General features: G+C 64.5%; 27 protein-coding genes, 1 tRNA gene and 1 pseudogene. 17 read left to right on the top strand and 12 right to left on the bottom strand.

Features of this window, described 5'->3' with window-relative positions; genetic code table 11:
• Window positions 1-12: 12 nt before the first annotated feature.
• Together ACQP2T_RS58055 and ACQP2T_RS58050 are read right to left on the bottom strand one after the other, a co-directional pair.
• Window positions 13-834 (bottom strand): glycerophosphodiester phosphodiesterase, encoded by an 822-nt coding sequence (locus tag ACQP2T_RS58055; RefSeq protein WP_433513239.1) that lies wholly within the window; start codon window positions 832-834, stop codon window positions 13-15.
• A gap of 195 nt (window positions 835-1,029) precedes the next feature.
• Complete coding sequence (locus tag ACQP2T_RS58050) at window positions 1,030-1,527, bottom strand: YajQ family cyclic di-GMP-binding protein (protein ID WP_433513238.1); 498 nt, start codon at window positions 1,525-1,527, stop codon at window positions 1,030-1,032.
• 520 nt (window positions 1,528-2,047) lie between these two features.
• On the opposite strand from ACQP2T_RS58050, the gene ACQP2T_RS58045 reads away from it, so the two are divergent.
• Window positions 2,048-2,129, top strand: a tRNA-Tyr gene (locus tag ACQP2T_RS58045).
• A 183-nt stretch (window positions 2,130-2,312) separates the two neighbouring features.
• On the opposite strand, the gene ACQP2T_RS58040 is transcribed toward ACQP2T_RS58045, so the two are convergent.
• Complete coding sequence (locus ACQP2T_RS58040; RefSeq protein ID WP_433513237.1) at window positions 2,313-2,738, bottom strand: HIT family protein; 426 nt, start codon at window positions 2,736-2,738, stop codon at window positions 2,313-2,315.
• 145 nt (window positions 2,739-2,883) lie between these two features.
• On the opposite strand from ACQP2T_RS58040, the gene ACQP2T_RS58035 reads away from it, so the two are divergent.
• The 6 genes from ACQP2T_RS58035 (at window position 2,884) to ACQP2T_RS58010 (ending at window position 6,672) form a co-directional block, all read left to right on the top strand.
• Complete coding sequence (locus ACQP2T_RS58035; protein ID WP_433513236.1) at window positions 2,884-3,606, top strand: hypothetical protein; 723 nt, start codon at window positions 2,884-2,886, stop codon at window positions 3,604-3,606.
• Between the two features lie 546 nt (window positions 3,607-4,152).
• Complete coding sequence (locus ACQP2T_RS58030; protein ID WP_433513235.1) at window positions 4,153-4,467, top strand: hypothetical protein; 315 nt, start codon at window positions 4,153-4,155, stop codon at window positions 4,465-4,467.
• A gap of 369 nt (window positions 4,468-4,836) precedes the next feature.
• Window positions 4,837-5,343 carry a hypothetical protein gene (locus ACQP2T_RS58025; protein ID WP_433513234.1) on the top strand — a complete coding sequence of 169 codons (507 nt, stop codon included), beginning with the start codon at window positions 4,837-4,839 and terminating at the stop codon, window positions 5,341-5,343.
• Window positions 5,344-5,496: 153 nt separating this feature from the next.
• On the top strand, window positions 5,497-5,634 hold the full coding sequence (locus ACQP2T_RS58020) for a hypothetical protein (protein WP_433513233.1): 138 nt from the start codon (window positions 5,497-5,499) through the stop codon (window positions 5,632-5,634).
• A gap of 381 nt (window positions 5,635-6,015) precedes the next feature.
• Window positions 6,016-6,306 carry a hypothetical protein gene (locus tag ACQP2T_RS58015; protein ID WP_433513232.1) on the top strand — a complete coding sequence of 97 codons (291 nt, stop codon included), beginning with the start codon at window positions 6,016-6,018 and terminating at the stop codon, window positions 6,304-6,306.
• A 21-nt stretch (window positions 6,307-6,327) separates the two neighbouring features.
• The gene (locus ACQP2T_RS58010) at window positions 6,328-6,672 is read left to right on the top strand and encodes a hypothetical protein (protein ID WP_433513231.1); all 345 of its coding nucleotides are present in this window, start codon (window positions 6,328-6,330) and stop codon (window positions 6,670-6,672) included.
• Here ACQP2T_RS58010 and ACQP2T_RS58005 read toward each other — a convergent pair.
• Window positions 6,615-6,953 (bottom strand): integrase core domain-containing protein, encoded by a 339-nt coding sequence (locus ACQP2T_RS58005; RefSeq protein ID WP_433513230.1) that lies wholly within the window; start codon window positions 6,951-6,953, stop codon window positions 6,615-6,617. The two genes, ACQP2T_RS58010 and ACQP2T_RS58005, sit on opposite strands and share 58 nt — an antisense overlap.
• Before the next feature lie 62 nt (window positions 6,954-7,015).
• Between ACQP2T_RS58005 and ACQP2T_RS58000 the strand changes: the two genes are divergently transcribed.
• Together ACQP2T_RS58000 and ACQP2T_RS57995 are read left to right on the top strand one after the other, a co-directional pair.
• On the top strand, window positions 7,016-7,486 hold the full coding sequence (locus ACQP2T_RS58000) for a hypothetical protein (protein WP_433513229.1): 471 nt from the start codon (window positions 7,016-7,018) through the stop codon (window positions 7,484-7,486).
• A gap of 53 nt (window positions 7,487-7,539) precedes the next feature.
• Window positions 7,540-7,737, top strand: a complete 198-nt coding sequence (locus ACQP2T_RS57995; protein WP_433513228.1) for a hypothetical protein — start codon at window positions 7,540-7,542, stop codon at window positions 7,735-7,737.
• A gap of 197 nt (window positions 7,738-7,934) precedes the next feature.
• Here the strand turns inward: ACQP2T_RS57995 and ACQP2T_RS57990 are convergent, their stop codons facing one another.
• Both ACQP2T_RS57990 and ACQP2T_RS57985 read right to left on the bottom strand, forming a co-directional pair.
• Complete coding sequence (locus ACQP2T_RS57990) at window positions 7,935-8,339, bottom strand: DUF4279 domain-containing protein (protein WP_433513227.1); 405 nt, start codon at window positions 8,337-8,339, stop codon at window positions 7,935-7,937.
• Window positions 8,340-8,361: 22 nt separating this feature from the next.
• Window positions 8,362-8,568, bottom strand: a complete 207-nt coding sequence (locus ACQP2T_RS57985) for a hypothetical protein (protein ID WP_433513226.1) — start codon at window positions 8,566-8,568, stop codon at window positions 8,362-8,364.
• A gap of 304 nt (window positions 8,569-8,872) precedes the next feature.
• On the opposite strand from ACQP2T_RS57985, the gene ACQP2T_RS57980 reads away from it, so the two are divergent.
• Window positions 8,873-10,444: an ISL3 family transposase gene (locus tag ACQP2T_RS57980; protein WP_433513225.1), complete on the top strand. Its 1,572-nt coding sequence runs from the start codon at window positions 8,873-8,875 to the stop codon at window positions 10,442-10,444.
• A gap of 200 nt (window positions 10,445-10,644) precedes the next feature.
• Here ACQP2T_RS57980 and ACQP2T_RS57975 read toward each other — a convergent pair whose 3' ends face one another.
• The 3 genes from ACQP2T_RS57975 to ACQP2T_RS57965 all read right to left on the bottom strand — a co-directional run bounded on the left by ACQP2T_RS57975 (window position 10,645) and on the right by ACQP2T_RS57965 (window position 15,336).
• A complete protein-coding gene (locus ACQP2T_RS57975; protein WP_433513224.1) occupies window positions 10,645-11,526 on the bottom strand; it encodes a hypothetical protein in 882 nt (293 codons plus the stop codon).
• Window positions 11,527-12,016: 490 nt separating this feature from the next.
• The gene (locus ACQP2T_RS57970) at window positions 12,017-14,302 is read right to left on the bottom strand and encodes an ATP-binding protein (RefSeq protein ID WP_433513223.1); all 2,286 of its coding nucleotides are present in this window, start codon (window positions 14,300-14,302) and stop codon (window positions 12,017-12,019) included.
• Window positions 14,303-14,946: 644 nt separating this feature from the next.
• The gene (locus ACQP2T_RS57965; protein WP_433513222.1) at window positions 14,947-15,336 is read right to left on the bottom strand and encodes a hypothetical protein; all 390 of its coding nucleotides are present in this window, start codon (window positions 15,334-15,336) and stop codon (window positions 14,947-14,949) included.
• 257 nt (window positions 15,337-15,593) lie between these two features.
• Here ACQP2T_RS57965 and ACQP2T_RS57960 point away from each other — a divergent pair.
• Window positions 15,594-16,013, top strand: a pseudogene (locus ACQP2T_RS57960) (hypothetical protein); the annotation flags it as partial.
• A 204-nt stretch (window positions 16,014-16,217) separates the two neighbouring features.
• Here the strand turns inward: ACQP2T_RS57960 and ACQP2T_RS57955 are convergent.
• Window positions 16,218-16,442: a hypothetical protein gene (locus tag ACQP2T_RS57955; RefSeq protein WP_433520013.1), complete on the bottom strand. Its 225-nt coding sequence runs from the start codon at window positions 16,440-16,442 to the stop codon at window positions 16,218-16,220.
• Between the two features lie 194 nt (window positions 16,443-16,636).
• Here ACQP2T_RS57955 and ACQP2T_RS57950 point away from each other — a divergent pair, with 194 nt between their 5' ends.
• The 3 genes from ACQP2T_RS57950 to ACQP2T_RS57940 all read left to right on the top strand — a co-directional run bounded on the left by ACQP2T_RS57950 (window position 16,637) and on the right by ACQP2T_RS57940 (window position 19,808).
• Entirely contained in the window at window positions 16,637-17,053 is a 417-nt protein-coding gene (locus ACQP2T_RS57950) for a hypothetical protein (protein WP_433513221.1), read from the top strand.
• 244 nt (window positions 17,054-17,297) lie between these two features.
• Window positions 17,298-17,852 carry an EF-hand domain-containing protein gene (locus tag ACQP2T_RS57945; RefSeq protein ID WP_433513220.1) on the top strand — a complete coding sequence of 185 codons (555 nt, stop codon included), beginning with the start codon at window positions 17,298-17,300 and terminating at the stop codon, window positions 17,850-17,852.
• 213 nt (window positions 17,853-18,065) lie between these two features.
• On the top strand, window positions 18,066-19,808 hold the full coding sequence (locus tag ACQP2T_RS57940; protein ID WP_433513219.1) for a hypothetical protein: 1,743 nt from the start codon (window positions 18,066-18,068) through the stop codon (window positions 19,806-19,808).
• A gap of 45 nt (window positions 19,809-19,853) precedes the next feature.
• Here the strand turns inward: ACQP2T_RS57940 and ACQP2T_RS57935 are convergent, their stop codons facing one another.
• Together ACQP2T_RS57935 and ACQP2T_RS57930 are read right to left on the bottom strand one after the other, a co-directional pair.
• Window positions 19,854-20,063 (bottom strand): DUF3027 domain-containing protein, encoded by a 210-nt coding sequence (locus ACQP2T_RS57935; protein WP_433513218.1) that lies wholly within the window; start codon window positions 20,061-20,063, stop codon window positions 19,854-19,856.
• Between the two features lie 98 nt (window positions 20,064-20,161).
• Window positions 20,162-20,638, bottom strand: coding sequence for a GNAT family N-acetyltransferase (locus ACQP2T_RS57930; protein WP_433513217.1), 477 nt, complete (start codon window positions 20,636-20,638; stop codon window positions 20,162-20,164).
• A gap of 33 nt (window positions 20,639-20,671) precedes the next feature.
• On the opposite strand from ACQP2T_RS57930, the gene sigJ reads away from it, so the two are divergent.
• From sigJ to ACQP2T_RS57915, 3 genes are all read left to right on the top strand, one after another.
• Window positions 20,672-21,613: an RNA polymerase sigma factor SigJ gene (sigJ, locus tag ACQP2T_RS57925; protein WP_433513216.1), complete on the top strand. Its 942-nt coding sequence runs from the start codon at window positions 20,672-20,674 to the stop codon at window positions 21,611-21,613.
• Window positions 21,614-21,694: 81 nt separating this feature from the next.
• Window positions 21,695-22,882, top strand: coding sequence for an NAD(P)/FAD-dependent oxidoreductase (locus ACQP2T_RS57920; protein WP_433513215.1), 1,188 nt, complete (start codon window positions 21,695-21,697; stop codon window positions 22,880-22,882).
• 188 nt (window positions 22,883-23,070) lie between these two features.
• Window positions 23,071-24,435 (top strand): ankyrin repeat domain-containing protein, encoded by a 1,365-nt coding sequence (locus tag ACQP2T_RS57915; protein WP_433513214.1) that lies wholly within the window; start codon window positions 23,071-23,073, stop codon window positions 24,433-24,435.
• The last annotated feature ends 2 nt before the right edge of the window (window positions 24,436-24,437 follow it).

Raw genomic sequence — 24,437 nt, 5'->3', positions numbered from 1 at the left:
GCCGATGACCAGCTATTGGCACTTCCCCTTGAGCCACGCGCTGAGCTGGGATGTGTAGTCGGTCGCCATCCGCTTGGTCGACCGCTCGAGCGCGGCCTGCCACGCGCTCTCGTTCAGGGTCCACGAGGGCGGCGGTTCCTCCCATTTGGTCACCTCCGGCCAACTGGGCCCGCCAGTCAGCACCCGCGCCAGGCCCGCGGCGGTGACGCGCCTCTTGAGCTCGGCCGCGATACCGGCATCGTGGGAGTACAGGATGATCTCCTGCGACTCATACCGCTCCTTGACCGGATCCAGGACCTCGGCCCACGCCCGCGACTTGATCGTGGCGTCGGCGCCGAGCAGGAACTGCCGGGTCTCGGGCTTGATCTCGACCAGCCCGATCATGCCATCGGTCTTCATAGCGGCCAGCCACTCGCGGAAGGTATAGACGGTCTCACCGCTGAAGCTGCCCCGGTTGATGGTCCGCCCCTTGAGCGCGGTGTCGCCAGCGGCCCACCAGATGTCGGTGATGTTCTTCTTGACCCCGCTCAGGCCCCAGGTGGAGGTGTTGTGCCACATGACGGCCTTCGTACCGTCTTTGGTGAGCTGGAGATCCGCCTCGACCCCTGCCGCACCCCAGCCCTTGTACTTCCGGATGGCGGTGGGGTTGTTGGGCTGGCGTACCTGATCCCGGTTCCAGGTGTCGGCCCCGTTGGCGCCGCTGGGGTAGCCGCCATGTCCGAATATCTGCGGACAGGGCGGTAACGCGGCGCTCGCCTGAGCGGGACTGCTTGCAGGCAGTACGGTCGCCAGCACTCCGACGGCTAACCCGGCCACAACACGCGATAACGCCAAGACCCTCACCTTTCGCTCGCCCAATTACGCCAACCCTGGCATATCCGGATCACCGCAAGGCATCGAATACGGGACAGCGTTTATGGAGAGCAGAGGCCCGAGGCACAGGAGAAAACGCGTGCCCTGTGGACAGCGCGCTCGGCCGTGTGCCCCGGATATGCCCTGCGCGATCTCTGACGTACGGCGGGGTGCCCGCTACCTGTAGTTCACGAACTGCAGGGCGATGTCCAGGTCCTTGCCCTTGAGCATGGACATGACCTCCTGGAGGTCGTCCTTCTTCTTCGAGCTGACCCGCAGTTCCTCACCCTGAATCTGGGCCTTGACGCCTTTGGGTCCCTCGTCACGGATCATTTTGGAGATCTTCTTGGCGTTCTCCTGGTCGATGCCCTCCTTGAGCGAGACCAGCATGCGATATTCCCTGCCGGACAGCTTGGGCTCGTCCGCGTCGATGATCTTCAAGGAGAGGCCTCGCTTGATCACCTTCTCCTTGAACACGTCGAGCGCGGCCCCGGCCCGCTCCTCGCTGTTGGCCTTGATCTCGATACTCTGCCCGGACCAGCTGATGCTGGCCCCGGTGCCCTTGAAGTCGAAGCGGTGTCCGATCTCCTTGACCGTCTGGTTCAGCGCGTTGTCGACCTCCTGGCGGTCGATCTTGCTGACGATGTCGAAAGATGAATCGGCCAAAACGCACATCCTCTCGCTGCGTAAGCATTAGGCGGTATCCGGTTCCAGATCTTGCGGACCTCGAAACGCGCCCTCTGCGAACGCGGACCCCAGCGTACGAGCCTAGCCAGCATCGGCGCGTCGTGCAGGGCGCCGGGCCTCGATCCACGCGCCACACCGAAGGATCATCGGCGTTGCTTCCCGATTGGGGCGCTTTTCGATGGCGTTGGTGGGCATTGCGCGGGCGCCTGGGGCCGGACCCTCCGCCTTCTCGAAACGCGCTTGCTCAGGTCAGAGACATCATTCCGGGTGATCGCCTGCTCGTCTTCAAGGAAGGCCAGAGCTAGACCCCGCTCTGCGACCTGGCGCCTGACAAGCCGTTACCGCAGGTCAAGGACGCGGGTACGGTCAAGGGGACGGTTCGGTCGATGGTGGGGCGAATACCGTTTCGGCGGAGCAGCTAGGCGGGATCCGGCGTGGGACAAACCGGTGTCACGTGTACCTCGGAAGTCCGCTATTCTTCTGATGTCGCCGCGAGAGCGGATGGCGCGGCAGGTTGCCCGAGTGGCCAAAGGGAGCGGTCTGTAAAACCGTCGGCTCAGCCTACGCAAGTTCGAACCTTGCACCTGCCACACCAGCGGGAAGAGGCCCGTCACCAGCGGAAACGCGGTGACGGGCCTCTCGCGTTGATCGCCCGTGAGTTCCCGCGATTCCCCCTGGTTTCCCGTGGCGTCTGGCACGGATCTGGCACGGATCTGGCACGTGATCACTGCACCTAACCTGCCTGAAGACAGATCGCGATTTCGTCACTTCGCCTACGCGAGTGCATCCCGTATCAGCGCCGCGTCCTGGTCGAGAAACTCACGCGAGCGCTTCTTCCAGTCGGCGGTAACCACAACGCCGTCCCCCGGATAACGCGGCACAACGTGCAGGTGGAGGTGGAAGACATCCTGTCCTGCGGCTTCCCCGTCAGCTAATGACAGGCGCACCCCGTCACAGCGGAGTCCCGACGCCCGCAACGCAACCGACACATGCCGTGCCGTCCGCCAGATCGCCGCACCGATCGCGTCATCGGTGTCCGCCAGCCCGGCCATGTGTACGCGCGGGATCACCAGTACGTGACCGACCGTGGCTGGCTTGTGATCTAGGATTGCCACCACATTGTCGTCGTCATAGACGACGCTGGCCTCGGCTCGCCCCGCGATGATCTCGCAGAAAATGCAAACTCCCATACCGATCATGATCTCGGTTGCACCAGGTCTACCGCACCCGGATTCCTCGTGAGCGCCTACTTGGAGCGGCATGTCTGATCTTGACGATCGTCCGAGCCGTCCCCACAGGGCTTATCGCTGAAAGCGGGCGGTCAGGCCGTCGTGATGGTGGATCATGAGTGGTGTGAACAGGAACGGCGGAGAACTGGGCGTCGACCTTCTCCGTTTGGCGGTCGCGCCCGCGTCCAGCACGCCAGGCAGCGAATCATTCCAGCTGCAGGTCTACGTCAGCGGAGCGGAGATGACCTCCGCTGGGGCGGGGCTGGGGATGGATCCGTACGACGTCCTGGTCCCGGCCGATCGACTGCTGGCCGATTCCCGGCCGCACACTGTCGCGATCGCTCGCTGCGGCGCATGCGGCTTCTACGACTGCGGGGGCACGGACGTCACCATCACCCGTTATGGGGACCTGGTGCGCTGGGAATGGTCGAGAGAGGTGCCCGCGGACCGAGACGCCTGCTTCTCGGCCACTCAGTATGAGCTGGAGGTCGCGCGGGTCGCCGCGGATCATTCATGGGAGACCTCGATGCGCACCGCGGGACGGCTGGTCCTGACGAGCATTGACCATGACCGACTGCTGACTTACGGCCTCAGCGCCAAGAGAGCCGTCCCCCGAGATCCTGATCTGTTCGAGGTCTGGCTTGAGATCGAGGATGACTACCAGATCTTCGTCGCCACCCCCTGGCGCAGCCGCAGCCCGACCGAACTGGCGCGCGAGGTCTGCGCGATCCTGGCGCGTCCTCCTCATGAGTGGCCCGCCACGTGGCATTCCGTCAAGGGCTGGGTGACTACGCCGCCGAACATTGCGGGGCCGTCCTGGGAACGCGAGCAGCTCTGACGTCGCAGCGGCTACCAACCCCCGAAGGATCGTCCCACCTAGAACCCAGCTGCGAGCTCGGGATGCACCTGCGATTCGGAAGCTGTTCGTAGCCGCCATTCAGGCCGGGCAGGCTGTCGTACTCACCGTAGGCGAGGGTTGCGAGGGCGCAGCTGAGAAGTCCCCCAGTACCGACCGTCGGCCGCGTCTTCGGCCTGTCCAAAAAAGTTCGGCCAGTGTGCCCTTTTACACAGACTCACGAGCAAGACTGCCGCAAGAGTGGAACACGAAAGGCCAGACGTCCAAATGACGGAACAACGGGCCGGGCGATGCAATCTGACAGCAGGCCCGCCGTCACCTTATGAATCACGGCACCACTACATCGATCACCCGAAAGATGGCCGTCCTCGGCATGGGCGCCGCCCTGGCCAGTGGTCTCATGACCATCGGTCTGATGAACGGTGCGGCCCACGCCGCCCCCTCTCGGTCGCGAGGACCGCAGGGCCGGCGAGCGCTCACCTGTACGACGGACAGGACCCCTACAGGAGCGGGTGCGCCAAGTCCAAGGTGAACACCGGGAAGTATGCCTCGCTGAAGAACGAGGTCGGAGATCATCTGGGCACGATCCGGCTGTTCTACTCTCGCCACTGCGGAACCAACTGGGGCGAGGTGTCGGTCGCCACGCGCGCTTCCGGCTCCATCACGGTCTACACCAGTGCCAAGAGCAGATCCTTCACCTACCGGCCGGGCAACGGCGGGCACCACTGGGGCAACATGATCTACGCCCCCAGCGGCGTCTGCGCCAAGGCCATGGGCACGGTGACGGCCGGGGCCGGTCGCGCCAACAAGGGCAGCGGCACCACAGCGAAGGCTTGTGACTAGCCACGCGGGCGCTCCGTGTGGCACGCGCGGGTCCCGGGGAGGCTGATGGGTCGGCACTGCCTCATGCTGCGCCGGGCCATCGCCGGAGCCGGCGAACTCGTGGCGGACCCGTAGCGGCCCACTCTCCTGTCAGACATCGATGACGGCCTTGGGGTCGTGCCCGGCCGCGGCGTCGATCTGCCGGTGCTTGTCGTCGTGCGTGACGAAGAATCTGGCGCACCGGAGCATGTTTGGGCGGCCGCGGACGGGTAGGCCCAAGGGTTTGCCCGAGTGGCGGGAGCGCCGACAAGAGCGCTGATACACGAGATCCACATCCGGGATGTACGCGACTCGCTCGTCGTCCCGGGTTCGATAACCGAGGAGGAGAAGATGTCTGCATTCGCTCGACATCCATTCAGCCGATTCGCCGGCTCGACAGCAGCCACCCTGCTGCTGTCCGCCGCCGTGATCGGCCTCACATCGACACAGGCCTCCGCGCACAGCCTCTCTGAGGTCGTCCGCTCATCGAAGGGATGCGGATGGTCATCCGGGGGATACACCACTCAGTCTTCACGATCGGCCATCAATCGCAAGGGCACCAAGTACGGCAAGGTGTACCTGCTGTGGAGCAGCAAGTACGGCGAGAACTGCGTGGTGACACTCAAGTCGTCCTGGCACGGTAGGGCCACGTTCACCCAAGCCGTGCTCTACTACCGGAGCTCAGGAAGCGGCGCCGAGGGCAATGCGGATGACAACGGACGATACCGCCACTTCGCCGCAGCCGTGGAGCACACCTCCGGGCAGTGCGTCAGGTTCTACGGCGCGATCAGCAGCGGCGGCCACGGCGGCCCCCTGGCCCAGGGCTCCCGCAACGCCTGGGGCAATTGCCACCACTGAGGACGCCTGACGCGCCACCGCCGCAGGGCCCGCATGGCACCGCCGTGCGGGCCGTGCGCGCCGATCCACGAGCGACTGGCCGAACTGGTGCCGCGATAGCTGACACGGTCGCCCGCTACCTAGTACCGCAGAGAGAGCGCCCAAAGGAGACCAATGGACCTGGCAGGCTGGACAATTTCCGCCATCGGCATCTTGATCGCCATTGTCATCGCCCTCGGGATTGGCCGAAAGAAGGACCAGAGCTCCGATGAGGAAAAGTCCCACGACGACCAACCACCCCAATCAGCCTGATCAACCAGACGTTGAGCCTGGCGGTCTGCTGGGCGTGGAAAGGACGGCGCGTCACCGCGATGGCTGCGTTTACGCTCGACACCACCGGGCCGAGGGGCCGGTCTGCCATGACACGCGAGGTGATCGTCGCCGACCCCGGCCCTACCGGGCTGATGCCGGCCTGCGAGCTGGCGCTTGCGGGGGGTGCGGCCTGTACTCCTGGAACGGCTGGTAGCCCCCAGCGTCGAAGCCAGAGTCAACGCGGCGATGGGACAGGTGGCCCGGCTACTGGACCATCGGGCAGCCGCGGAGAACGAGAGCGGGCGATTTGGCAGGCTGGCAGGCGGCGGAGGACAGCAGAAGCGGCAGGACGGAGACGTGCGCGTGGCTGGTTGGAGCGCTATGACGGGGATGCATGGCGGCCGGCCCAGTGGCGGCAGCCGGTTCGACGTCAGCAGGGTGGCCGAGTATCGCAGCTGGACCCGCCTGATCGAGGTGAGGGGGGCAAAGGCGGGTCCGCCGGTCCCGGAGGTCACCGTCGTCCCGGCGCCACCTCTGGAACCACTGGCGCTGACGCCCGACTTCGCCACCCCGGGGATCGTGGAGCTGGCCGGTCTCGACGACGTGCCGTGGGGCGACCTGGAGCACGCGCACGTTCCGCCGACGACGTGCCCGGCCTGCTGCGCGAGCTAGCGGACGAGGAGGGGGCGTTTCGTGCTCGCTGTCCTTGCCGCGCAGCATCCCGGGCACGGTGTGCGGGCCGCCGATCGGATCGCCGCGTTGGCCGCCGCGAACGATGGGACGCGGCAGGGTACGTACCTGCGGCTCGCCGTGGAACTCGTGCACGGCCGCAACGCGCAGGCGCTGGCCCTCGCCTCCGAGATCATCGACTGGGCGGATCACCTGGAACCGAAGTGGCCGGAGGCTCCGGGCGTGCCCGACGGCATCAAGGCGGCGCACGTGCTGGCTGAGGGCGCGTTTCGCACGATCGAACAGCGACATCACTCGGTTACCGGGACCACGATTCTGCTCACCAGCTCGTACGGCCCGGCCAGGTGATGCTCGAATGTGATGGGCGGCAGCCCGTTGTCGGTGCTGTGCCGCCGGGTGGTGTTGTGGACATCGGTGATCCAGGTAGCGATCTTCATGCGGGGCTCGGCTTTAGTGTGGAAGCGGTGGCGGTGGACGTACGCGACGATGAGGGTGCTGTTGAACGCTTCGGCTGCTGCGTTGTCCGGCAGCCGACCCGGCCCATCGACTGCGCCACGCCCAGATGCCGCTACCGGTCCTGGCAGCGGGCCGGGGCGTACCAGCCTGCTAGATGAGGGCTCTACCGCCAACTAAGTAGCGCAAAGCAGCGTCCCACATACCGTTCGTGTCCACGCGGAGCCGAGGGGACGCCATGCCCAACAAATCCAAGTCAGGCAACCAGGGTGGGGCATGGGGCTGCCTCGCCGTAATCGCCTTTGTTGTCGTTGGCTGCAACGCCCTCTTCGTCGGCAACGACCAAGAACCCGCAGCCGTGGCCAGCGCGCCTCCGATCACGTCGCGCACCATCTCCTGGCCCTCCTGGACGCCGACACCGGAACCCGTTGAGGTCATCGAAGACCTCGACGAGGACGGCACCGAAGAGCGCTACGACGACGACAAAGACGGCGACGGCGTCATCAAGTCCCGCGACCGAGACGACCGCGACCCCGATGAGGGGCGGCGTTCGCCGAAGCGTACTCCCAAGCCCAAGCCTGTAGCGGAACCGGAGCCGGCACCGCTCGCCAGAGCACACCCGGGAGGTTTCTGCGGCAGTCCCGGAGCGATGGGCGTCGCGTCGAACGGGCGCACCTACATCTGCCGCGACGGACACTGGCGGCGATAACACCTCGTGTGACCAACTCACCACACGCAACGAACCTGAAGGGGGACGACACCATGACCACCGTCTTCATCACCGAAAGGGGAGACTGCTGGCACACGACACTGGACTGCCATGGGCTGGTAGGCGGCCAGATGAGCAGCGAAACCGTAGGTCGTGAACCGTGCCCGATCGAAAGGGTGGAACTAAGTGCGGCCGTCGCAGCAGGCAAGAAGGCGTGCGGCGTCACCACCTGCGCAGGCGCAACGACCTGATGCCGCGCGGTAGATGATCAATGAAAGAGCGGCTCCCAGCACCATGGAGAGCCGCCCTCAACCCAACTGCTGCTCGCCCTGGACAGTGTCAGCCTGCTCACGACGCGGAACGTAGGTCCGCCAGATATGGCGAGCGTCGGCGGCATACTGCGCGTCCATGACGATCACAGTACAAACCCATGCCTCCGGCGGGGTGATCAGGCGGGCGGCGGTGTGCGCATCGCGCTCTCCTCGGTGGTCTCGTCGTACTCGTCGAACCACACTGATCCACCCACATCCGCTAAGAACTTGATCACAGGGCTGTCGAGCATGAAACACAGCATCCCCACGCCGGGCCCCAACAGGCTGCGGGTGAGTAGCAATTCGAACTCGGCTCCCTTCTCGGCCAGCTCTGAGAGCTTGTCCGCCACCACGCGGAGGGGATTGATAACAGCCGCGATCTGATCATCAAGCGATGCCGCCTCGTCAGCGACCGAAGGTTCGAGTATCCACACATCTCCCGGACCGGTGGACGAGTGGCGGACTCCCAGAAGATCGGTGATCTCCTCGGGGGTCAGCTCATCGCTACGAATCCACACAGCCGCCAGCTGCTCGACACGCACCGCGCCTCACCTTCCACAGCCCTCATTCGGTTACAAACTGCTCCAGCTCCTCATCGGACAGACCCTCAACAGCGGCCTGCATGTAGTCCCGAATAGTGGCCTGGACCACGATCAGATTGGGCTCCCGGAAGTATGCCTCACCTCGAGCGAAGGTATCGGCGATCTCTTGGCCGAGCCGTACGGGGTCGCAGAACACCGGCCGGATATGGCGCCCGTTCCATTTCACCATGACGCCCTCAAACCAGCCTTTGGCCTCGGTCTCCCAGGCGTGGCCATCGAAGTCGTCAGGTCACCGCGTGGCGGGCATGCCAGGAGCGTACTGCCTGGGCGACGGCATGATCACCGTGCCATTAACCCCGGTGAAGAGGGGTCGACCACGGTCACTCGTGACCGGCCCGAGAGCGCCGCTGACTGACGGCGGCCATGGGATGCGGTTCTGAGCCACTTCTTGTGAAGTGATCACACCGTGTCACGCGTTCAGGAATGATCAAGGTTCGTGTGACTGTGGATTGCTCTCTGCCCTATGGGGTCACGTGGATGCCGTGGCCGTGGAGGATGTCGTCGTTGACGATCGAACGGTGGCCATTTGCGCGCAAACCGTGACGACGAGCGCAGCGTGTCCTACCTGCGGAATCGTGTCGGACCGGCGGCATGGTAGGTATCGACGCCGCCTGGCCGATCTGGGGGCGGCGGGCTGTCGGACGGTGATCAGCCTGCTGGTCAGCCGGTTCGCCTGCCGGACACCGCAGTGCGCGCGCAAGACGTTCGTGGAGCAGGTGGACGGGCTGACCGAGCCGTTCGCGCGTCGAACACCGGCGCTACGCCGGGCGCTGGAGCGGATCGTGCTGGCCACGGGCGGCAGACCGGCGGCCCGGTTGCTCGGGCACCTGGCGATGAGCGCGAGCGCGAATACGCTGCTGCGGCTGATCCGCAAGCTGCCCGACAAGGTGATCGGACCGGCGCCTCGCGTGCTGGGAGTCGACGATTGGGCTACCAGGAAGGGACACGTCTATGCCACGATCTTGTTGGACATGGAGACTGGCGAGCGTGTCGATGTGCTCCCCGACCGCACGGCCGAGACGTTCGCCGCCTGGCTGCGGGCTCACCCCGGCGTGCAGGTCGTGTGCCGAGATCGTGGAGGTGCCTATGCCGAGGCTGTACGCACCGCCGCCCCCGAGGCGACGCAGGTAGCCGACAGGTACCACATCTGGAAGAACCTGTGCGACGCGGTCGAAAAGTGCGTCCAGGCTCATCGCGGATGCCTGATCGAGGCGGCCGAGAGTGACTCCGGCCGCGGCGAACCTGATGCGGCAGGGCACCTCTCAGACGATCCCACAGCGGTTCCGGCACAAGCCGAAGGGCGACGCGCTGCCACCCGACGCGAACGCCATGCCGCCGTACATGCCCTGCTGGACAAGGGGGTCGGGATCTCCGCCATCGCCGAGGCGTTGCAGTTGGACCGCAAGACCGTACGCCGCTACGCCCAGGCCGCCTGCCCGCAAGACTTGGTCAGCGGGCCCGTACTGCGGGGCACTCGCGTGGATGCGTTCCTGCCCTACCTGCACCAGCGCTGGAACGAGGGCTGCACCGATACCGCTCGACTGTTCGCCGAGATTCAGCAGCAGGGCTACCAGGGCAGCAAACGCACCCTGCGCCGCCACTTTCAAGATCTTCGCGCCAGTGGCAAGCCTGCGCCGAAGGCGGGCGAGGAACTCACTGTCCGCCGCGCCGCGCGCCTGCTCACCAGCCACCCGGACCATCTGGATGAGGTCGGGATCTTGCGGCTGGAGAAGCTGCGGGCTCGGTGTCCCGAGCTGGATGCTGTCGCCGACTGTGTGACCGCCTTCGCCGTGATGATGACCAACCGCCACGGTCACCTGCTACCGGACTGGCTCGACCAGGCCGAGGCCACCGGCCTGCAGCCGTTGCGCAGCCTGGCCCGTGGCCTGCGCCAAGACTTCGACGCCGTCACCGCCGGGCTCACCCTGGAGTGGAACTCCGGCCGTGTGGAAGGCAATGTGAATCGAATTAAGCGGATCAAAAGGGACGGCTACGGGCGTGCCAGCTTCGACCTTCTCCGCCTTCAGATCCTCCACGCCGACTGAGCATGGTTACGTCCCGTCACGGATCACAAGAAGTGGCTCAGAACCTAATTATCTGGCCGCCAGCGGGGAGAGCTCACAGGCCATTGACAGCTGACCAGGCGACCCGAGGTCCAGGGCCGATGATGGGTGCGATTCCCAAGCTGACAGCGCGGCATTCGATTCCCGACCCGCTTCACGGTCAGAGACTCCATCAGGCAACTTCACGACCACTGGGCGACGCTGCCGATGGGCCGATCAGGGCACTCCATACAGACGAAGAGGTAAGCTGCGCCGGCATCGCCGATCACGAGTCCGGAGGGACCCATCTGCCCTGGGTCGAAGTCTGGGCTGAGGAGGTGCCGCTCCTCAAGCGGTACCCACCTCGTCGCGGATCCGGGATCGTGCTCCCAACTGGCGACCGTCAGCAGATGCGCCATCTCATGGCCCTGGCCGCATGTGACGGTCTCGGGCGATTGGATCCAGTCGACCCATCCGCCGACCTTCGTGCCCGGAGCAGCCGACAGGTGGTAGTGGTAACTCCAATCTTCCGCATCGTCCAGCGACGATTCCCATTCCTCGATTTTCTCGGCCAGCTCTGCCGACGTCTCCCAGGCCGGATACTCCTTGACTCGTTCGGGTGAGAGCACGCACGGGTAGGGGACAAGTCCTTCCTCGCTGGCCACGGGCTCCGGAACCTCGGTGAGGAGCTCTGCGACGAGGCTCGCCTTCCGCCAGAGCACGCATACGACCGGCCGAAAGTCGGACTCGTGCACGAAGGGACACCACAGTATTTGGCACACGTCCGTGTTCGGCGGGAACGGCAGCTCGGGTACGTCCCGGGCGTGGAGTTGGAGGATCGGCACCATCGCGATCGGTTGTGATCTTGTGAAGTCTTCGTGGTCAGAAGACGTGCACAACGGCCAAGGTTCGCCGATGGGCCAGAGCAGTGGGCCACCCATGGAGCTGTCTGTAGGTGAAGGCGCGCCGGAACGTGGGTGCAGCCGGACAGTGATCTTGCTCTGACCGGCCAGTTCGGGAAAGAGCTTCGCCACGTCGAACGGTGCCGGGGGCGTCGTTAGGCCCACGTCTTCTTCTCCGATCATCACGGTTACCGTCAGGCAGCACACCATAAGTCAGTGGACCGACAGAATGAGGGTTCGATCGTCTATGACGCAGCTTGAGGTGCCAGTCCTCGATGAGGTAGTGCAACTCGCAGGACGTGCAGGTGGCACCGTGCAATATGAGCACAATGATCATGGCGGTGCAAGCGTTGTGAGATCCAAGCGCCGCAGGTCAGAAGCCATGTGAGCGCAGAAATGGTCACGCGCTGTAAAACTGTTGGCTCAGCCTACGCATGTTCGAACCTTGCACCTGCCACATCAGTAAGTGCAGATCAGAAGCCCTTCGGGGCTTCGTCTGCATTTCAGGCGTGTGCAGCCGGATGCCGCTGAGAGCGGCCCGTTGTCGCAGGTCCCGGAATATGCCTGGAATGGATCCTGGCGCGTTTCCCCTTGTCGAGGGCCTATCACCTCGGGTGTCTAAAGCCCATAACCAGAAGCGATCCTGAGTCCGCAACAGGCGACATGCGGCGTCTCAATAACGTTCCATGAAAAGCCTGTACGCAGATTCTAGAGACTGATGCTTCGCGATCACTTCTCCGACTGTATCAGCGTACAGAGTGACCACTCCATCAACTGTAGGACCCACTTGCCACGGGGTAAGGTCGCCCTCAAATCTGAACTTGAAGACCCCATCTGCCCATGCAAGTGCGTCCGCGCTAGTCTTCAGAGCGGTGCTGGAGATTGTAGAGATACCATGCGACAAAATCCATGCGTCTTCGTGCTTGCTTAGTCTCCAGTCAGTCATATTGAGGTCCATTATTCGCCAATAGTCCATGGACTCCACTTTGCTCCATCCCTCAACTTGAAAGTCCGAGGGTATAAGCTCATCTGCACACAGAGACTGGACGGAGGGCGGGTCTAGTTCCGGGTCGAATATAGCTGCAATTATCCCGATGCTGATGCTGGCGGAATCGCGACGGAGGATAAATGATACCGAGTCTCCGTCCCATGTGTATGGTCGGTGCGAGCCAAATCGAGCCATTAGATCCGACATCACATAGTACCCGTTGGGCATGTATGCGACTCTCTGCTTGCACTTCATCAACGCCCGCATAAGAGCCCCGTTGGGCTCGAAGTCTGAAATATTTGATACGGCGACAATTAGACCAATTCCGAGATCGCCTCCAGCGGAAAGGATGAGCTCAATGAGAAGCGCGCCCCTTTCGTCAAGGAATAGGTTGTCAGCGTCATCTATCGCAATGAACAGCCCTCGGTTATCCCTTGTAGGCACGCCGTAGGGTTCTTTCTCCTTGCGTTCGCGTATTAGCTTGAGTGCAACCTCAAGCACGCCGACTGACTCGCTTAGGTTTGTTGCTGCACGAAGGTCTTTGTACATCAGCTCGCTGAGGTGTGCGAGGCCATTTCTATCCAGCGGATCAACTAGTATGACATCGAATACGTCGGAGCCGTAAGCTTCCATGGCCAAGCTGCGCAAGCCAGTTGATTTACCCATTCCCGGATCGCCTATGATTAGGATCGAGTGTAGACTTCCCGTTTCAGGGTCATGCAGTTGCATATAAGACGGTTTGCCATCGACATATTCCCCAATCTTAACGGCTCCTGTTGCGGGGTCATAAGTCGGAATTCCAGGGTGTTGCGGAGCCTCGCTAGCTCTCCGTTCTCTTTCTCTCGCCTCATAAATTTCACTGGTGAGACTTATACGGCTTGGGGCGTCAGTATCAGTAGGTGGTGCTGAGAGAGTAATGCTGATCCCAGGCGGTTTGCGTACCGATGGTGCAGCTTCTCCGAAGATCGTCATCGTTGCACCGGAGTTCTCAGCCAAATCTGCCAATAGCTCCTGTCCTTCTCGCAACATAAACGACCCAAAGCGCCAATCGCTCAACTTTTGAGCAGAAATTCCGCGCAATACATCAGGGGCCGCTATCTCTATAGGAGGAAGATCATGAGAGATCAAATGGCTTCTGAAGGGAGTTGTTGCGGAGGGGGAAAAGAATCGCGCAAGGCCATGCCAGCCACTCAGGTGGATATGTATGAGTCGAAAGCCGGCCTCGCGCATCTTACGCATCGCATCCGTAGGGCGAGAGGCGCGCCACTCTACTAGCTTCTCATTGTAATAGGGGGTGAAATGCGAAATGATACTATGTTCTATCAAATCAACGGAAGACTTCAAAACCTTACCGTCTGTCGCCACAAAGTCTTCCAGGTAGCGCGTGAGATCAGGGCCAGGTTCTGCATCATCGATATGATCATCGCTGATCATTGTCGATTTATCGCAAACCAAGGGCGCTACAAAAATTTCGTACCCACTATCGATATGGTCTTCATAGATGCGCTGTAGCTTTTTGTGGGTTAGTGTGCGCTCGTAAGAGTTGCGTGAATTGTTGATTCCATAAGCCTGGCCCGCATAGAGAATTTCGTGGTGTGAAATGTCGCCTCTTGCCTGGGCTAGGAGGGAGGCTAGAGCCCATGAGTCGCCATGCACGACCATTCTTTCTGTTCGAAACGAGAAATAAGATCCCTCCTCGTAGATATGAAAGTCCGTTAGCTCGCCAAGATGTCGAGTGTCTGAGCCCAGGGTGAGTATATTTTTCACCCCAGTAACAGTATCTCGAGTGACGAAGTCGGCCGTGAGAATCTCATCCTCGTATCTGAATGAGCCCGGTATCAGCTTAACTCCTGGTCTGCGTGTAATCAGGTACCAGTGGCTGGAGGAGAGAGCTTGTGCAAGGCTGATGGAGTCAAACCTGCGCTGATATATGTGAGCAACCCGCAGACGAAAGTGCAAAGTCCCTGCCATCTTCAGCCTCCTGGATGTGTGACAGAGTGCATGAGCTGCGTTGGACAGCCCGATCTTTCCAATGCAGTACGTCAGTGTACGTCGTGGGTCTGACACTTTACGTGGATGTGCGTTTCGGCAGGCCAGGAGCCCCGTCTTACGCGAGAGATCCACCGGAGCTGGGGCGAGGTACAGTTTGTGATGCTGATCGGATGCTTGCAGCAGGTAATTGTCCGAATCGCTTGACGCAGTCCGCCGGGCCGATACGAGCAGTCGCTTCGCTGGTGAGCATACCGCCGCAGAGCGTGCTCTGTTTCAGCCGTATAGGAGCATGCCTTTTGCAGAATTGTTCCTATAGGTACCAAGCGGCGGCGCGGCGCGCCGACGTACCCTCGGCCCTACGCCCGCCCGCCGTCCGGGCGTGCGGTCTGGGGGCCGGTCCCGGACGGCGGCGGGACCCCCGGGCCGGGCATCGCGCCGGCCCGCCGTACCGACCGAACGCACCGACCGGGGTTGCCGCACCGACTTACAGATGCAGCCCTGCGATCGCCCCTGCGTGGCTGGCCGCCGTACGTGCTTCGGGGCGATCGACGATCCAGGGTTCGTTCCTTACTCTGGCTCACCGGAGAACGTGGCTGATCTCTACCGATCTGGCGAGGCCATGCTTATCGCTGTAGATGTGGATTCTGCTCATGCCGAACCGGCTCGGACTGGGCGCGGCACCAGTCCACGATGCGGTACGTGATGCGGTCGAAAGGCGCGTCATTGGTGAGGGGGCATTCGAAGTCGGCCACGCGATCCAGGTCCATGGCCAATTCCGTCAAGGTCTCCTCGGTGAAGAGCCCCGACCTGGTGAGCGTCTCGCGCAGGTAGGCCAGGAGACGTTCATGGTGCTCGTCCCAGTTGATGTTGCCATTGCGCTGCGCCTCATCTCGAAGCTTCTCAATTGCACGCAACAGCTCGCCTTGGACGGTCTCCGCCTGGCCCCGACGTGGTACATGGGTCTGCCAGATCCTGCGAGCATCAGCGGCATATGACGCATCCATGGCGGCCACCGTACAACCATGCCGTCGGCGCGGCCTCCAGCATCGGGATGATCTCAGTCAGGGGTGGTGCGCCTGGCGCGCCCGCTGGCTGACGCCAAGCCAAGCGACCACACGTGATGCGTCGGGAGATAGGAAGAGCTGAAAGTGGTAGGCGGGCTCTGTGCTTTTGACGATGCTCACGATGAGGTACTGAAGCCCGCAGCAGCTGAGCTGCGCGACCGCCTCCTCATAGCCGAGGGATGGGATTTCTAGCCGGTGGGTAAAACGTGCGCGACGTTGGTAAGTCCTGGTCAGGTGGAGCGCCTCGACCGGGTCCGGCCATATCTCGAAGTACGCTCCGGCCGCGAGCGCCCGACGGCGCGTATGGCCTGCTTCCTCTCCTGCGCTGTCGAGGAGTTGAACGAGCGAATCTCTGCGCCAGGAGCTCGTTGCTTGCGCGGTTGGGCTCCGGCACCTCGGCGAACTCTACTGAGCCATCCTTCGTCGTGATCAATCCGCGCACGTCGGTCTTCCTCGCATCCATACGGGAACGTCCGCCTCAGCGCCCAGGACAGGCGCCGACGACGGCGCACCGAACCCTGCGCTCCGACGCGGAACGCAACCGCGACCGCATCGCCGGTGCGGCCCGCGCCGCCTTCCGCGAACTCGGAGCCGACGTGCCGACGAAGGAGATCGCGAAGCGCGCGGGTGTGGGCACCGCCACGCTCTACCGACGCTTCCCGACCCGCGAAGACCTCCTGGCCTACGTCTTCGCTGACCGGCTGACCGAATGCGAGGACTCAGTACACAGCGCGCTTGGCCAACTCCGACCCCTGCCAGGGCCTGGTCGACCACCTCAACTACCTCATGCACCTGCAACTGGAGGGCCGGGCCTTCACCGCGGTGTTCCTCTACGACTTCCCGCCGGACAGCCCGGTCAGCCACTCCCACGCCGAGGCCGGAAGGGCTCTGCGGCAATTGCTCGACGCAGCCAAGGTCACGGCGACCTCCGCCAGGACGTTGACGAGAACGACATCCTGCTGCTGCTCAAGGCGAACGACGGCGTACTGCGCTGGTCCGGCGATCCCGCACGGGAAAGCCAGCGACTCGTCGAGCGGTTTCTCCGCTCTCTCCACACCTGACCGGCCTCGTCGTGAAGGCATGAAACGAGCCACGGCGGAGGGCGCTCTCGCTGCACCAAGTCCCCCCCCAGCTGGGACGATGCTGGTGAACAGTCTGCTTGACGGGAAGACAACCTCGATTTTACAGGGCATTGGGATGGCCGATACGGTAAAAGAAGTCAAGATCTTTGCTGTTATGAGGTTGATGCATGTACCGCAAGAAGCTCACATCCGTTCTGCTTGGCTCCGCCGCCGCGACGGCCCTGCTGGTGGCACCGGCAACCGCAGGCACCGCACAGGCGAGCACGAAGACCGCTGCGGCGAAGGCCACCACCGCGTCGGCTCAAGCTGGAGTCGAGCGCGACAGCATCAGGTGCTCCAAGCCCAGGGGCAAGTGGGCCAACTACTCGTGGGGCGAGGGCAACACGACCGTGACTATCTACTTCAACAACCACTGCAGCCACAAGGTCAGCGCCAAGATCGCGTTCGAGAGGAAGGGCTCGGTCGGCGACAAGGTCACCAAGTACCGTTGCATGACGGTCAACGCCCACACCAAGGGCAAGAAGAAGTTCTACGCGGCTGTCTACAAGCCGTATTCCGTGACCCGCGTCGCGCGCTGCAGCTGAGCTGCTCGCCCGTATCCAGCGGGCCATGACAGAGCGGCGCGCTCGTCCCGGCTGAACGCTCGGTTCGAGCGCGCTGCTCGACCGCCGGTCTTTCGCGCACGCCGGCGTTGCTTATACGCGGTCTCTCAAGGCACATTAGTGTTGCCGCGTCGCTACCACGGCGCCATCTGTCACTGAGCGGAGCGATCCGGATACTTAGGGCATCGGTTGTGATCCACGCCGTTCCCTCCCGGAAGGTACTCCTGTGACCCGCTCTCTGCATGAGTCCAACGTCGCTGCCCTGTTCGCTTTGCTTGACAGCACTGGCGATGGGCAGATCGCCGCCGATGACTTCAAGCGCATCGCGGACGACCTATGTGCGGTGGTGGCCCCCGACCCGGACTCGCGTCAGCATCAGGCCATTCACCAGTTGTGCGCGGACTGGTGGGAACACGTCCGCGAGGACGCCGACATCGATGGCGATGCCGCGGTGAGCGAGGCGGAATTCATCCAGGCGGTGGACCGCCTGGTCGCAGGTCATCCGCAGTTCCAGCAGATGACCATCACGCTGTCGTGCACCGCCTTCGACGCCGCCGACACCGACGAAGACGGGTTCATCTCAGCGCCGGAACTCGATCGCTTTTTCAGCGCGATGGGTATCCCCCACGAGGTGGCCGAGGGTGCTTTCGCCCAACTGGACAGCGACGGAGACGGCAGGATCTCCCGCCAGGAGTACGGCGAAGGCGTTTGGATGCTGATCACAAGTGAAGACCCCGATGCCCCTGGATCGGCGATCCTGGGGCAGACGGGGGTGGGCTGAGCCACTTCTAATCCGACGGTCGCAGGTTTCATTCAGAAGTATCTGCTAGGCCCGAAAATCGGGGTGCCAGGGGTAGGTGAACCGTTCGGGCGCCTTACGCAAGGCGCGTAAGGCCAAGGAAGGTCCAGAAATATCCGGAAGCTTCGGGGCGGTGTCGCGCTAAGATCGCGTCCCGTGCCTTCTGATGGTTTATGGCGGCTTATCAGGCTTGGATTGGTAGGCCTGGTTCTTGCGGCGGCGGTCGCGGGCCTGGTGCTCGGCGACGCCTGGCTCTGGGTGGCCGTCGAATGGTCGCCGTCGACCTACGCGGGGTTCTACGCACGCGACGGGTTCGACACTCCGACGGTCGTGGCGCTGCTCGTGGCCGCCCTGGTGAAGGCCGCGCTCCTGTGGCTGATCCTGCGTACCCCGGCGCCGGGACCGCTGGACCGCCGGGCGAAGGTGCTGCGCCGGCTGCTGTATCTGGCGGTGGCGTACACCCTCGTGCTGTGGTACCCGATCGCGCTGCTCCCCGACGCGGTCGACACGGCATTCCAGCTCGCGCTGTGGACCGCGATCAACATCCTCTACCTGCTCGTCATCGGCTGGCGGTCCCGCGTGCTGCGGGCGGCGGCCGCAGCGATATTCGCGGTCGAGCTGGCCGGGATGGCCAACCAACTGCTCGACGAACTCGACCTCCCAGAGTTCGGCTCGGGCGGCATCGTCGAATCGGGCTTGATGCTGGGCGGAGTGGCGGCGACCGTCATCACGCTCGTCGGGCAGCGGCGCGACGGCCGATGGAGCCGCGGCACGCAGGCCGCCGGGTGGTTGTCGCTGGGTCTCTACGCGCTGGTGATACCGCTCGACTTTCTCTTCGAAAGGATCTACAGCGGCAGCCTGGCGATGCGCGTCATGCTGGACGCGATGGGGCTCGTCACCACCGTGTGGATCGCGGCGACCGCCCGTGAGCTGCCCACTGAGTACCGCCCGGCGGACCTTCCGCCCGCGCGGCGGCGCGTGATCCGCGTCGCGGTGGCGGCCGTGGTCGTACTGCCGATCACCGCAATGATCCAACCGGAGCAGGCCGCGCACCTCACCTACACCGGCCGGTCGATGGACTGCTATGACCGGCCTAGCTTCGGCGACCTGAAACCCGCGGAGCGCGACGCCACGTTCCTGTGCCTAGCGCGGAGCACAGACGGCGGAGTCCCGCCCATGTTCCCTGACAGCCTGTCGGATCAGGCGATCCTCGCGTCCGGGCGGGCGCTGTGCCGTGCAAAGGACCGCGACGAGCAGAAGGCGATTCTGACGCGGGCCGGAAGCGCGCGGCCCACCTCGAGCGTGGACCTGTGGGACCTCGTCTACGTCTGCCCGGAGATCGTCGGCGCAACCCGTCCTGAGCTGCTGCGGTCGACCACAGAGGCGGAGGCGGCGAACGCCGCCTACATCGCCGAGGAGAACGCGAAGTGCCGCGACCCGTGGCCCCGGACAAAGGGTGTCGTCCAGGCCACGGCCAAATACTTCCTGTTCGTCGACGGCGATCCCGGCTATCTGGTCGAGGACCCTGAGAACGAAGCGACCGAAGAGGTGGCTGAGCGGGCGATGGACAATCTCTACGACGACGACGGCGACCTCATCGGGGTGGCCGGCAGCGCGGTGCTCATCGGGCACGTCGAAGACGTCGTTGATCTGTGCCTTACCGTGAAGGCATTCCGCACCGCACCGCCACGGCGGACGGCCGGGTGGGATCAGGTCAACGAGGTGCCGATCGTCAGCCGCAGCGGCCGGCTCACCGTGCCGTATATGGGCGAGGGCGGAGAGGTGGGCGCGGGCGCCCCGATGCCGAACCTGGCGATCTCGGGGAAGGGCCGCTACCGGCTCCGTGTCTACATGCGGGTCGACGATGCGGGGGAGGAGCAGCACCTGGTCGTCGTGTTCCCGGGTGCGTCGAAGAAGAGGCTCAAGCTGAAGCCGTGAGCGGCGGCGGGCGCGCAGAGCTTTCATGTCGCCTGACCGGGGCCGCTACCCGAACGAGCCGTCCTCGCGGTCGACGAACCGTAGGCAGCCGTCATGCTCGAAACGCACCCGTCCGTCGAACGATGAGGCGGGGTTGGTGCAGGCCCCGTAGTCCAAGCCGAGCTGACCGCTCAATGCGATCCAGAAATGGCATCCTCCGCATTGGGCGGAGTACCACTTGTCCAGGTAATCGGCCTGGGCGGTGGAGCGGTTCAACGACGCACCCCATCGCGCGTGGCACTGATCATTGTGACCTGGATCGTTACCCGTCCAAGGCTCACCAGCGGCCCCCTGGCTGTGCGGTGGGGGTGCTGTCATGACGAGGGCTTCGTCAGGTCCAGCACTCCGACCGTCTGGCCCCCGCTCTTCTCACCTGTGAGCTGAAACCCGAGCTTCTGGTAGAAGCCTTCGGGACTGCCCACTCCCGGTTCCCACGTCACATACATCTGCATACCACCACGACGCCTGACTTCGCCCGCCACTGATTCGACGGCGAAGCGGCCGACTCCCCGCCCTTGTGCGTCGGGAGTGACGTTGAGACGCCACAAGCCGGACCGGAAGTCGATGCCCTTGCCGTCCCAGTCGATATCGAGGAAAGCCATGAGAAAGCCGACCGGACGGTCGCCGTCGAGGATGAGGCGTGGCCAGGCCACGTTCGGCTGGACGTACGCCTCGGCCAGCGACTTCACCACAGGTGAGACGAAGTGTTCTTGTTCGGGGCGGACTTTCACGGCAATGGCCGTCTCAATGTTGGCGGGGGTGATGGGCGCGAGGCGGAGGCTCTGAGGCATGCGAGAACCATACGAGTAGTTAGGATTCGGGCCATGCCTCTGACGGTGATTGACGTGGACCGGTTCGAGCTGTCGAGGCCCCGTCTGGAGGCCATCGCCTACCGTCTCCTCGGCTCCGCGGACGAGGCACAGGACGCCGTGCAGGAGACGTTCCTGCGCTGGCAGGCCGCCGACGTCGACCGCGTCGAGGTCCCCGAGGCCTGGCTGACGAAGGTGCTCACCAACCTGTGCCTCAACCAGCTCACCTCCGCGCGGGCGCGTCGCGAGACTTACGTGGGCCAGTGGCTTCCCGAGCCGCTGCTCGCCGGGGACCGGATGCTCGGCCCGGCCGACACCGCTGAGCAGCGCGAATCGGTCTCGTACGCGGTCCTCACCCTCATGGAGCGCCTGTCCCCCAACGAACGGGCCGTGTACGTGCTGCGGGAGGCCTTCGACTACCCGCACCGGGAGATCGCCGAGATCCTCGACATCACCGAGGCGGCCAGCCAGCAGATCTTTCACCGCGCCAAGAAGCATGTCGCGTACGGCAAAGCCCGCACCGAGATCGACGAGGCCGCCGCCCGGCGGATCGTCGAGGAGTTCCTCGCGGCCGCCACCAGTGGCCAGACCGATGAGCTCGTACGCCTGCTCACCAAGGACGCCATCTCCATCGGCGACGGCGGAGGGAAGGTTCCGGCACGCACCAAGGCGTTCGAGGGCGCCGTCGCGGTCGCGAAGTTCGTGTGGGGCCTGTTCAAGCCCGGAGAGGCCAAGCGGGCCATCGTCGGCGGCTCGCCCGAGATATACGCCTGGACCGCCAATGGCGAACCCGCCGTTGTGGCCGTCGTGGCGGGCCGGGTCGTCGCCATCATGTGCCTGGAGGTCACGGCCGAGGGCATCACCGCCTGCCGTACCCAGGCGAACCCCGACAAGCTCGAACGCGCGACCGAGCAATGGGCGGCGGTCGGCCATGGGGAGCCCCTGCTCGTGATGTGAGGTGTCTCACATCGAGTTCCTGTCAGGAAACAGCGGGCCATCCGGTTCAAGTGGCACATCCGAACCGGACAGGAGCCTGAAATGCAGCACCGCGTCATCGTTCTCGGAGCCGGATACACCGGAGCCGGCGCCGCCGGCCGCCTCGCCAGGCGGCTGCGCCGCGAGGACGTCGCCATCACCCTCGTCACCGCCGAGCCCGACTTCGTCGAACGCGTCCGCAATCACCAGCTCGCGACCGGCCAGGACCTCAGGCCCCGGCCACTCAGCGAGATCTTCGCCGGCACCGGCGTCGCACTGAGGCTCGCGAAGGTCACCGGCGTCGACGTCGACCGCAAGACCGTCGCCATCGCCGGTGCGAACGGTACCGAAGAACTGGAGTACGACACCCTCGTGTACGCCCTCGGCAGCGACTGGAACAGCCAAGGCGTACTCGGGACCGCTGAGCACGCCTACCAGATCGCCAGCCGTACCGGAGCGCTCCGGCTGCGCGAGCGCCTGGCGGGCCTCGATGCCGGGCAGGCTGTGGTGGTGGTCGGCGGCGGCCTCACCGGCGTGGAGGCCGCCACCGAGATCGCCGAGGCCCGTCCGGACCTCGACGTCGCGCTGGCCGTCAGCGGCGGCCTCGGCGACTGGCTCTCACCCAAGGGGCGCGAGCACGTGGGGAAGGTCTTCGGCAGGCTCGGCATCACCGCGTACGAGCACGCCGCCATCAGCGGCGTCGAAGCCGACCACGTCACCACCGCCGACGGCAAGGTCATCCCCGCCGCGGTCACCGTATGGACCGCCGGTTTCGCGGTCCACCCGATCGCGAAGGCGACCTCCCTGGAGGTCTCCGGCACCGGCCAGATCGTGGTCGACCGGACCATGCGCTCGGTCTCACACCCCGATGTGTACGCCGTCGGCGACGCGGCCATGGCGATGGGCGCCGGAGACAAGCCGCTACGGATGTCGTGCGCCTCGGGCATCCCCGCCGCCTGGCTGGCCGCCGACGCCATCGCGGCGCGCCTGACCGGCCGGAAGGTCCCGAACAAGACGATCGGCTACTTCAACCTGTGCGTCTCACTGGGTCGCAAGGAGGGCCTGATCCAGTACGTCACGGCCGACGACCGTGCCAAGCAGGCGGTCCTGACCGGCCGACTGGCCGCCGTCTACAAGGAACTGATCTGCAAGAGCGCCGCGTGGAGCGTCGCCAACCCGACACTTGGGCTGCCGACCCGGCACCACCGCGTCACGCATGAGCAGACGCCGACGCGGCAGCAGACTGTATGAACATCGTGGTCGACGCTTCCTGACGGTTGCCTCCGCGCAGAGCCGATCCTTACTCTGAGAGGAGCGTGCGAGGGCGCTGCCAGTCCGCGGGCAGGGATTTTCCCACCTCGATCAGCACGTCAACGCACTGGACAAGACCAACCTCTTTCCGGCCGGGCAAGCGGACCTCGGCGACGAAGGAGGTTGTGATGTCCGATCGTCATTTCGAGCTCCCAGCTCATCCGAATCTGGAGTACTACCGCAAGCAGGCCAAGCACCTGCGGCATGCGTACGCGGCCGGCGATGCGGCAGCCGCGGCCCGGGTTACCGAGGTGCTGAGCGATCGAGCCGCCGAGCGGTTCCTGCTCAGCGACGCCCAGTTCGTGCTCGCTCAGGAACACGGATTCCGGACCTGGGCCGAGTTTCGCGCCCATGTCGAAAGCCGCCGCACCACCGAGGACCGGCCGGTCTCCCGCCTCATGGGAGTCAGGCCGGGCATCTACGCCTCGATGGCCGATACCCTCCTCCTCGAATTGCGTCGCGACGATCCCGGCGCGCTGCGACGGTTGCGGGCCTACGTACCCCGGCACGCCACCGCCGCCTCCGCCGCGACCGCCGGGCTTCGCGACGCGCGGCTGATCATCGCGCGGGAGCTCGGCTTTCCGACCTGGCAGGAGCTCGTGTCGTACACCGAGAAATCCCGGCGCGATCTCGGCGAACGCCGGGAGAAGTGGCGGCGGCTGCACCGCGAGGCCGAAGCCCTGCTGGCCGGCGACACCGATCGGCTTGCCGGTCTGACCGCCGAGCAGGCCGACACGCTGCTGTACATGCTCGCGGGGCCCGAGCCGATCCCCGGTGTACGGCTTGAGCAGGATCTCGGCGCGCCGCGCGCCGCGGTCGATGTCCTGCTCGGCAAGGCCACCAACCTGGATCTCCCGCTCACCTGGGCGGCCCGCTTCAACCGGGTGGAGTACGTACGCCTGCTGCTCGACGCCGGTGCCGAGCCTGGCATCCGGACATGGGGCAGCACCCCGCTGGAGAACGCCATCTACCACGGCAACACGGAGGTCGTCGACCTGCTCGCCGAGCATGGAATCGTCCCGCGGGCGCTCTGGACCTATGCCGCCTGCGGTCGGCTGGATCTGGTGCGGGCCTGTTTCGACGCGGACGGCAGCCTCCGGCCGGACGCCTCGTCGGCGCGCCCCGACCTCGCCGACACCGGTGCGGGCTTTCCGTCTCGGCTGCCGGCGACCGATGATCCGGAGGAGATCGTGGGGGAGGCGTTCGTTCATGCTTGCCAGCACGGGCGGGTCGAGGTCGTGCGCTGGTTCCTCGACCGGGGTGTCCATCCCGACGTCGCGCCCTACCTCGGGCGGACCGGCCTGCATTGGGCGATTCCGGGCGGTCGTCTCCAAGTGATCCGCCTGCTTCTGGAGCGCGGTGCCGACCCGTCCATCCGCGACGATCTCCTCCAAGCCGACGCCGATGGCTGGCTGCACATCGCCTTCGCAGCTCGCCCGCACGATTTCGTGGCTCAGCGGCTCCACGATCTGATCGGGTCTCGACCGCGTTGAAT

This window comes from Nonomuraea sp. CA-143628 (genome assembly GCF_050942315.1).
GTDB lineage: Bacteria > Actinomycetota > Actinomycetes > Streptosporangiales > Streptosporangiaceae > Nonomuraea.
This window is presented reverse-complemented; position numbering and strand designations above follow the sequence as displayed.

Coding starts and splice junctions, on each gene's coding strand:
- ACQP2T_RS57950 (WP_433513221.1), top strand. CDS start 16,637: ATGTACCGCAAGAAGCTCACATCCGTTCTGCTTGGCTCCGCCGCCGCG.
- ACQP2T_RS58000 (WP_433513229.1), top strand. CDS start 7,016: ATGCCCAACAAATCCAAGTCAGGCAACCAGGGTGGGGCATGGGGCTGC.
- ACQP2T_RS57915 (WP_433513214.1), top strand. CDS start 23,071: ATGTCCGATCGTCATTTCGAGCTCCCAGCTCATCCGAATCTGGAGTAC.
- ACQP2T_RS57985 (WP_433513226.1), bottom strand. CDS start 8,568: ATGGTGAAATGGAACGGGCGCCATATCCGGCCGGTGTTCTGCGACCCC.
- sigJ (WP_433513216.1), top strand. CDS start 20,672: ATGCCTCTGACGGTGATTGACGTGGACCGGTTCGAGCTGTCGAGGCCC.
- ACQP2T_RS57930 (WP_433513217.1), bottom strand. CDS start 20,638: ATGCCTCAGAGCCTCCGCCTCGCGCCCATCACCCCCGCCAACATTGAG.
- ACQP2T_RS58035 (WP_433513236.1), top strand. CDS start 2,884: ATGAGTGGTGTGAACAGGAACGGCGGAGAACTGGGCGTCGACCTTCTC.
- ACQP2T_RS58040 (WP_433513237.1), bottom strand. CDS start 2,738: ATGATCGGTATGGGAGTTTGCATTTTCTGCGAGATCATCGCGGGGCGA.
- ACQP2T_RS57995 (WP_433513228.1), top strand. CDS start 7,540: ATGACCACCGTCTTCATCACCGAAAGGGGAGACTGCTGGCACACGACA.
- ACQP2T_RS57975 (WP_433513224.1), bottom strand. CDS start 11,526: ATGATCGGAGAAGAAGACGTGGGCCTAACGACGCCCCCGGCACCGTTC.
- ACQP2T_RS58015 (WP_433513232.1), top strand. CDS start 6,016: ATGACGGGGATGCATGGCGGCCGGCCCAGTGGCGGCAGCCGGTTCGAC.
- ACQP2T_RS57920 (WP_433513215.1), top strand. CDS start 21,695: ATGCAGCACCGCGTCATCGTTCTCGGAGCCGGATACACCGGAGCCGGC.
- ACQP2T_RS58025 (WP_433513234.1), top strand. CDS start 4,837: ATGTCTGCATTCGCTCGACATCCATTCAGCCGATTCGCCGGCTCGACA.
- ACQP2T_RS58020 (WP_433513233.1), top strand. CDS start 5,497: ATGGACCTGGCAGGCTGGACAATTTCCGCCATCGGCATCTTGATCGCC.
- ACQP2T_RS58050 (WP_433513238.1), bottom strand. CDS start 1,527: ATGTGCGTTTTGGCCGATTCATCTTTCGACATCGTCAGCAAGATCGAC.
- ACQP2T_RS57970 (WP_433513223.1), bottom strand. CDS start 14,302: ATGGCAGGGACTTTGCACTTTCGTCTGCGGGTTGCTCACATATATCAG.